This is a genomic window from Roseburia sp. AM23-20 (genome assembly GCF_003470905.1).
Lineage (GTDB): Bacteria > Bacillota > Clostridia > Lachnospirales > Lachnospiraceae > Roseburia > Roseburia rectibacter.
Window position 1 is genome coordinate 1 of sequence record NZ_QRHS01000022.1, and the last position, 523, is coordinate 523.

Below are 523 nucleotides of genomic sequence, written 5' to 3' on the forward strand. Positions count from 1 at the left end.
AATATTTCTAAATAACTATATTCAATAATTTATTATTTGTTTGATAACGCTGGCAAAAACCTTAATGTATTCCGCTATGCTCATGTTTATTGCCATACATATTTGAAGAATATTTTGTGTTATTGGTCTGGCAATTTATGAAACAATTCATGTAGTACAATGTAGCAGATGGAAATTTTGGCAAGTCATTAGTCTGAATATCAATGATACAGCACATTAGGATTTTAAGCATATTTCCATTTGTGCGAATATCGAAAATTCGCACCTACGCCCCCAGTTTTGAGATGAACCGCCCGCCCCAATGGTGTTCATAACCTGGAGGCTGGCATCTTGCGCAAAGCCGAAGCTAATTTTGTGACTTTGGGAGAAAATTAGAAAATCTTGGTCTGCCTGTAGTTACACAGTGATGTTCTGCCACGGATGGCAGAACAAGGCTTCACGAGCCAAGGATGGCTCGTTGAACGCCGGTCACGTCACTCCGCCATAACCTAAATCAGGCAGACCTAGCTTTTCTTATTTTCGG